6 protein-coding genes and 2 pseudogenes are annotated in these 6,891 nt (G+C 67.6%); 4 read left to right on the forward strand and 4 right to left on the reverse strand.

Annotation, left to right across the window (positions count from 1 at the left end; all coding sequences use genetic code 11):
* Nucleotides 1-169 precede the first annotated feature (169 nt).
* The 4 genes and pseudogenes from FMEAI12_RS32150 to FMEAI12_RS32165 form a co-directional block, all read right to left on the reverse strand.
* Nucleotides 170-1,027, reverse strand: coding sequence for an SDR family oxidoreductase (locus FMEAI12_RS32150; protein ID WP_112108958.1), 858 nt, complete (start codon nucleotides 1,025-1,027; stop codon nucleotides 170-172).
* A 32-nt stretch (nucleotides 1,028-1,059) separates the two neighbouring features.
* A pseudogene (locus tag FMEAI12_RS32155) lies at nucleotides 1,060-1,434 on the reverse strand (ATP-binding cassette domain-containing protein); the annotation flags it as partial.
* A 122-nt stretch (nucleotides 1,435-1,556) separates the two neighbouring features.
* A complete protein-coding gene (locus tag FMEAI12_RS32160; protein WP_235014920.1) occupies nucleotides 1,557-2,687 on the reverse strand; it encodes an ABC transporter substrate-binding protein in 1,131 nt (376 codons plus the stop codon).
* Nucleotides 2,688-3,314: 627 nt separating this feature from the next.
* Nucleotides 3,315-4,079 carry a carboxymuconolactone decarboxylase family protein gene (locus tag FMEAI12_RS32165; RefSeq protein ID WP_235014922.1) on the reverse strand — a complete coding sequence of 255 codons (765 nt, stop codon included), beginning with the start codon at nucleotides 4,077-4,079 and terminating at the stop codon, nucleotides 3,315-3,317.
* Between the two features lie 86 nt (nucleotides 4,080-4,165).
* Here FMEAI12_RS32165 and FMEAI12_RS32170 point away from each other — a divergent pair, with 86 nt between their 5' ends.
* The 4 genes and pseudogenes from FMEAI12_RS32170 to FMEAI12_RS32185 form a co-directional block, all read left to right on the forward strand.
* Nucleotides 4,166-4,837 carry a TetR/AcrR family transcriptional regulator gene (locus FMEAI12_RS32170; RefSeq protein WP_112108960.1) on the forward strand — a complete coding sequence of 224 codons (672 nt, stop codon included), beginning with the start codon at nucleotides 4,166-4,168 and terminating at the stop codon, nucleotides 4,835-4,837.
* A 42-nt stretch (nucleotides 4,838-4,879) separates the two neighbouring features.
* Nucleotides 4,880-5,665, forward strand: a complete 786-nt coding sequence (locus FMEAI12_RS32175) for an SDR family oxidoreductase (protein ID WP_112108961.1) — start codon at nucleotides 4,880-4,882, stop codon at nucleotides 5,663-5,665.
* A gap of 110 nt (nucleotides 5,666-5,775) precedes the next feature.
* A complete protein-coding gene (locus FMEAI12_RS32180; protein WP_112108962.1) occupies nucleotides 5,776-6,597 on the forward strand; it encodes an NAD(P)-dependent oxidoreductase in 822 nt (273 codons plus the stop codon).
* Nucleotides 6,594-6,891 (forward strand): annotated as a pseudogene (locus FMEAI12_RS32185) (alpha/beta hydrolase family protein); the annotation flags it as partial. The gene FMEAI12_RS32180 and the pseudogene FMEAI12_RS32185, both read left to right, overlap by 4 nt.

Raw genomic sequence — 6,891 nt, forward strand, 5'->3', positions numbered from 1 at the left:
CGCCCTCGAAAACTGGATCAGTCACTGGAACGAGAACGCCAGGCCCTTCAAGTGGACCAGGACCGCCGACCAGATCATCGACGCGATCGGGCACTACTGCGCGCGAATCTCCGGACCGGGACACTAGTGTCCTGAGTCGCTGATTCGCTGGCAGTAGGCGGCGAGGGTCTCAAGGATCTCGTCGGCGGTCTTGGCCCAGACGAACGGCGGTCCGTAGGGCAGCTATCACGCCGCCGTCGACTGGGATGTCGATCCCGTTGACGAAGCTCGCTTCGTTGGACAGCAGGAAGGCCACCGCAGCAGCCACTTCGTCGGCGTGGCCCTCTCGGCCGAGCGGCGTCTGTTCCACCAGCCAGTCGTTGGTAGATCGAGTCGCTGCCTCCTGCCGGCCCATGGGGGTGTCGATGATGCCTGGTGACACGGAGCAGACCCGGCCGCCGAGCCGGCCGAACCGGGTGGCTTCGCGCTGCACAAGCCGTTGGACCCCACGTTTCGCCCAGATATAAGCTATTCCGGAGTCCTCGATCGTGGATCCGACTGCTTCGTGTATCCGCTCGAGGAAACCTGCCCCGAGTGGGTCGTCGAGCGCAGCCTCAGCGGCCGGATTCGCCCCGCTTGGGTCGAGCAGCGGCGCGATCGAGGCGAAGTGGACGACGGCTGTGCCTTGCGTCGTCAAGGGTAAGAGCGCTTCGCTGAGTAGGGCGGTGCCGACGAGGTCGACGGTCAGGACCTGACGCCAGTCGGCCATGGTCGGAGAGATGCCTGCGGCGTGTGCGACAGCGCGCAGCGTGCCCAATTCCGATACCCGCGACGACAGACATGACAGACCTTCGCGGTCCGTGACGTCGAGGGGAAACGGTTCGACCTTGGCTCTCCGGTCGTCGCCGACGAGGCTCTTCGCTGTCTTTACCGCTGATCCATCGTCCTTGTCAACCAGGAGCAGGACGTCGACGATGTCCGCAAGCCGTGCCGCGCACGCAGTTCCCATTCCGCGCCCTGCGCCCGTCGCGATTCCGATCGTAGGCATGAGGTCAGTCCTCTTCCACTTGTCCCGAGTGTGCCGAGGTATGTGCGCTCGAGGCGTTTGGTGTCGTTGGCGAGTTCCGTGGCGGGGCCTCGTAGGACGATGGTGCCGTGGTTGAGGACGGCGGCGGTGTCGGCGACTTCGAGCGCGAGGTTCACGTGCTGTTCGACGAGGACTACGGCGCTGCCGTGGTCGGTGGCGATGCGGCGGACGGTGTCGAACAGCGCCTCGGCCACATGCGGTGCCAGGCCCATGCTGAGCTCGTCGACCAGGAGCACCTTGGGCTGCTGGATCAGAGCCCGTGCCATCGCGAGCATCTGTTGCTCGCCGCCGGACAACGCCCCCGCGGGTAGGGTCCACCGCCGCTCCAGAGCAGGGAAGATTTCCAGCATCGACCGGGTTTTCGGGCCGCGACCGCGAGCGCCGCGTACACTCCCCCGTTACCCAGCCCGAGAAGGAGCGAAGCGACGCGGTCCATCACGATCTCCCGACGTTGTTCCGGTCAAGCCTGCGTTGCTGAACCTGAGCCGGTTCAGTCCTCGATCGGAGTGACGCCGAGCGCCTTGTACTCGGCGGGTTGGCCGTCGGAGTTCAGCGTCGTGACGAGGCCTCCGCGGACGCAGACCGAGGGTGATTTCGGGTCGGCCTTGCCGTTGCAGCGGAACCGCATGCCCTCCACGCCTGGAAGGTCCTTCTCCGGCATCGACTTGAGTGCGGCGATGATGGACTCGGAGGTGACGTCCCCGGTGATCCCTTCGACGCCCGACTGGAGGGCGGAAATCGTCGTGAACATGCTCATCCCGAGGACCTGGCTGGTGTCGACGTCGTCGCCGTAGGTCTCCACGACGGCGTTGTAGAGGCGGGTCGAGGAGTTGTCGAGCCCGATCGGCGCCGAGGCGGCGACGACCGTCCCTTCCAGCAGGTCCCCGGGAACACCCTTGCGCGTCGCGTCGGTGATGCACTGCGAGATGGCGCTGATCTGGCCTTCGTACCCGACGGCCCGCAGGCCGTTCATGGCGCTGATGCAGAACGCGTCGTTGCCCACGATGAACACGACCCCAGTGTCGCCGTCCACGACGTTCTGCATCTGCGGCGTCATGTCAGCCGTGCCCGGTGGCACCGGAACGAGATCGAAGTCGATGCCCGCGTCCTCGAACAGCGCCGGGGCGACGTTCTGTACGAGGTTCAGCGCGGCCGGCACGTCGATCACGACCGACGTCACCTTTGTGGCGTCCCGTTCCTCCGCGAGCTGCACGGGAAGGTCGATTACGGCGAAGGAGGAGTCGGTCAGGATGAAGGTCGACTCGCCATCGGCCAGCGGGCCGGCACCGCTCGAGGCGAACAGCACCACAGGGACGTGTCCTTCGTGCAGCGGCTCCCAGACGCTGTCCGAGACAGCCGAGTTGCCCATGAGGACGGCGACGACGTCCTCTTCGATCATCTGGTTTCCGCAGTCGGTGCCCTTGGCGGGGTCTCCCAGCGTCTCGCACTTCACCAGCTCGATGGGCCTACCACCGATACCGGAGCGGCGCTCGTTCAGGAACGCGACGGTCGCGTCGGCCGCCGCCGGCTCGACGGACGTGTCCGCGCCGGCGCTCTTGCCGTCGGTGACCAGACCGATCCGTACCGGCTCGCCCTGCGCCGGCGCCGATGGCCCGAGCACGTCCGCTGTGTTCCCGCCAGTGGCAGGTGTTTCAGCTGAGCCGTCGTCGCCAGAACTACACGCGGCGACAAAAAGCAGGCTAGCAGATAAGGCGGATAAGGCTGCTAAACGCTTTCTCGCGATCGGTCGCCGCGCCCGTGACTGAGCCAGACTGCCGGGCGGTACGGTCGTAAGGTGCATGTTCTTCCCATCTAATGGTCGAGTAGTCCGACAGGTCGCCGGTCAGAGAGCGACACATGACGTCAACAGCGAACGACGGCGTTAACGCCTTAGTTGAAAGTTTTTCGAGGTTCACACGGAGGGCAGGTGGGCGAGAACAGCGCGGGCCGGCGCCGCTACCATCACAGATGACAGTGGCCCTGCGGGAGACTCTCTTTATTCCCTCTGTGCCGACTCTGCTTGGCGGGGTCAACCGCGCGCGGCGTCGACAGCCCGCTTTCTGAGTATTTCCTGTGAGGAATATCCCGGCTACCGGTTCACCGTCGCACTGGGTCAGTCGAGGTACTGCAGTGTTTTTCGGTGTGGCCGGTCGATCGAGAGCCGGGTCATCGCCCTGTCGTAGCCGCCGCTACCTCCTGCCCCGCCCACCGGTGCAGGGGCGGACGGTGCCGGCACTGTCGTGAGCTGCTACCCGTGCAGGCGAGCCCAGGCGTCGTCCGCGCTCGCCTGCAGCGCTTCGCCCTTGGCGAACCCGTAGTAGGCCGAGAACTGCAGTACGACCTCGTCCATCTCGGCCTTGGTGATGTCGCCGGACTGCAGTGCGGCGCCGACGTGCGCGATCAACGGCATCGGCGAGTCGTCGACGGCGACGCTCGCGACGGTGACGAGTCGGCGGTCGCGGCGGCTGAGGCCCGGCCGCTGCCAGACGTGGCCGAACACGTAGCTGAGGATGCCTGCGTGGGTGTACGGCGAGTCGGGCTTGGGTGCCGGCAAGCCGTTGACGTCCTCGAATTCCTTCACGCCGCGCTCAAGTCGTTGGGCCCAGTCGTTCGGGCCGAGTGTGGCATCGGCCAGCATCGGCCACGGCGTCGCGTCCTCGCCGCGTGCGGTCCGGATACGCACCCACTGCCGACGGATCACGCCTTCGACGTGGGACGCCTTGGGCCAGCCGCAGTAGACGGCGAACTGCAGCACGAACTCGAGCATCTCTTCCAGGGACATGTCTTCGCTGTTCAGGGCGGCGTAGACGTGGTCGTCGATGGGTTGCGGCGAGTCGGCCGCCGCGACGCAGGTGAGGGTGACCCACCGGCGGTCGCGGCGGCTGAGTCCGGGCCTCGGCCAGACCTGGCCGAACACGAACTCGTGGGTCGCCTGTTCGAACGGCGTGGTCTTGACAGGCGGGTCGACGGTCATGACCTCGCGGTAGGTCTGGACGGCTGGCGGGTGGGTCACGCGGGTACCTCCCGGCGCTGCATGAGACGTGTTGCTGAACTGTAAGAGGATTGACTCACTTTCGTCCAGAGTGCTTCTATGCAGCCATGCCGATGGTGACTCGCTCGACGAAGGAACAGATCGTGCTCGCCGCGGAGCGCCTGTTCGCGCTGCACGGGATCGAGGGGGTGTCGATGCGCCAGATCAGGGTGGCGGCAGGCAACGGCAACAACTCGGTGGTGCAGTACCACTTCGGCTCGAAGGACCAACTGGCCCAAGCGATCTTCGAGTATCGGCTTCCTCGCCTGCACGAGCGGCGCACCCTGCTGGTCGCCGAGCTGCGCCCGAAGGATCTGCGCTCGTGGGTCGAGTGCCAGCTTCGGACGGTCCTGGAGCAGAGCGAGCAGCCCGGCAGCCACTACCTCAACTTCGTGGCGATGCTCTGGCAGTGCGGCCGCCGTGACGTGTTCGAGAGCATGCCGGAGGAGTTCCGGAGCTCGGTGACGGCATTCGACCAGCAGTTGAAGGCGCTGCTGCCGCACATCGCCGAGCCGCTGCGTACCCACCGCATCACCCACGCGATGACGTCCATCGTGCACGCCGGTGCTGACCGGGAGCGGGCCCGGTCAGGCGGTCAGGCCGTCCTTCCCTTCGCCGTCGAGGTGATGAGCCTCCTCGACGGCATGGTCGGCTTCCTCGAGGCCCCGGTCTCCGAGGCCGCACTCGCGACCCTCGACGGCACCGACCCCGCCGGCGTCGCCTGGCGGACGTTCCTGTGATCAAACGCCAGACGTCCCTTTGACCAACGGAGTAGATCAGCAATGAGCGTGGACCTCGACAACGCGGTCGCACTGATCACGGGAGCTGGCAGCGGTATCGGCCGAGCCGCGGCCCGTTCCTTCACCGCCCGCGGTGCCCGGGTCGTCGTGACCGACGTCGACGGCGCCCGCGCTACCACGGTGGCCGCCGAGTGCGGCGACCATGCCGCGGCGGCGAAGTGCGACGTGACCAGCCTCGCCGATCTGGAGGCCGCCCGGGATCTCGCCCTGGACCGGTTCGGGCGCATCGACATCGTGATGAACAACGTGGGCATCCTCGCCGTCGGCGCCCCGGAAGACATCCCGTTCGAGGCGTGGCAGCGCGTCGTCGACGTCAACCTTCTGGGCGTCGTGCGCAGCAACCTCGTCTTCCTGCCGCTGCTCCTCGAACAGGGGTCGGGCCACGTCGTCAACACCGCGTCGACCGCAGGCCTGCTGCCCTACGGCTTCGACCGCCTCCCCTACACCGCGACGAAGCACGCCGTCGTCGGCCTGTCCGAGGCACTGGCCCTCTACCTTCGGCCCCGGGGCATCGGAGTGACCTGCCTGTGCCCGGCAGGCGTCGCCACCAACATCATCGAACAGATCAGCTTCTACGGCGATCCGAACCCGCCACGAGGCCCCAGCTTTCCCGTCGTGGACGCGGAATCCGTCGGCGAGCTCGTGGCCGACGCCGTCGTCCAGGACCGGTTCCTGCTCCTCACCGCGCCGGAGGCGGCCGACGAGCTCCGCGAACGGGCCGCCGACCTCGACGCCTACCTGGCCCGGCTCGTCAGCGATTACCAATGAGCACTCCGGTCGGTCCTGCCACGGAACGACGCGCTGTTTCGGATCGTGCTCGTCCGTCCTATGGAACGTTCGCTACGGGCGTCGTCGCCCGCGTTCGAGGAGGTTGTCTGATGGTGCGAGTCGGGTTCATCGGGCTCGGCAGCCAGGGCGCGCCGATGGCACGTCGAGTCGTCGAGGACGGCTACCCGCTCACCGTCTGGGGGCGTCGCCCGGAAACGGTGGCGCCGTTTGCCGATACCGCCGCCACCGTCGTCTCGACGCCCGCCGAGGTCGGGGCCGCCAGCGACCTCGTCGGCCTCTGCGTGGTCGCCGACGCCGACGTCGAAGACGTACTGCTGCGCCCCGACGGCGTCCTCGCCGGCATGGCCCCCGGCGGCGTCATAGCCGTCCACTCCACGATCCACCCTGCGACCTGCCACCGCCTCGCGGAGAAGGCCGCCGGCCACGGCGTCACGCTGATCGACGCGCCCGTCAGCGGCGGCGCGCCGAGTGCCGCAGCGGGACGGCTGCTCGTGATGGCCGGTGGCGACGAGGTCGCCCTGACCCGGTGCCGTCCGGTCTTCGAAACCTTCGGCGACCCCGTCCTGCACCTCGGCGCCCTCGGCAGCGGCCAGGTCGCCAAGGCGCTGAACAACCTCGTGTTCACCGCGCAGATCGCCGTCGGCCTCACGACGTTCGGTTTCGCCGACGGGTTGGGCGTCGACCGTGCTGCCCTCGCCAGGGTGCTCGCCAACGGCAGCGGCGGAAGCCGCGCCGCCGCGATCCTGGCGCGCTCCGACTTCGACACCTCCGGCATCGCGCAACACGCACCGGTCCTGCGCAAGGACATTGACATCGCCCTCGACCTCGCCAAGGCCGGCGGCGTAACCGACCAACCCCTGCTCTTCGAGCTGGCGGACACCGCCCTGCGCCTGTTAGGACACCACCGATGACCACCCCAGCCACCGCCGTCGTCGACGTCACGGGCCGCGTGCCGATCGACGGGCGCCACCACGTCACCACCTGGGTATTCCCGCCCACAGCCGGAACAGCGGGGCCGGTGCCGTTACTTTTCTGCCTGCCCGGCGGTAGTTACACAAAGGCGTACTGGCACCTCGAAGTCCCCGGCCGCACCGGCTACAGCTTCGGCGAGCATATGGCGGCTCAGGGCATGCTCGTCATCGCTGTCGACCACCTCGCCACCGGCGAGAGCTCCCGGCACCCCCGAGCCGCCGAACTCACTCCCG

Origin of the sequence: Parafrankia sp. Ea1.12 (assembly GCF_900465275.1) — a bacterium.
Classification (GTDB): domain Bacteria; phylum Actinomycetota; class Actinomycetes; order Frankiales; family Frankiaceae; genus Parafrankia; species Parafrankia soli.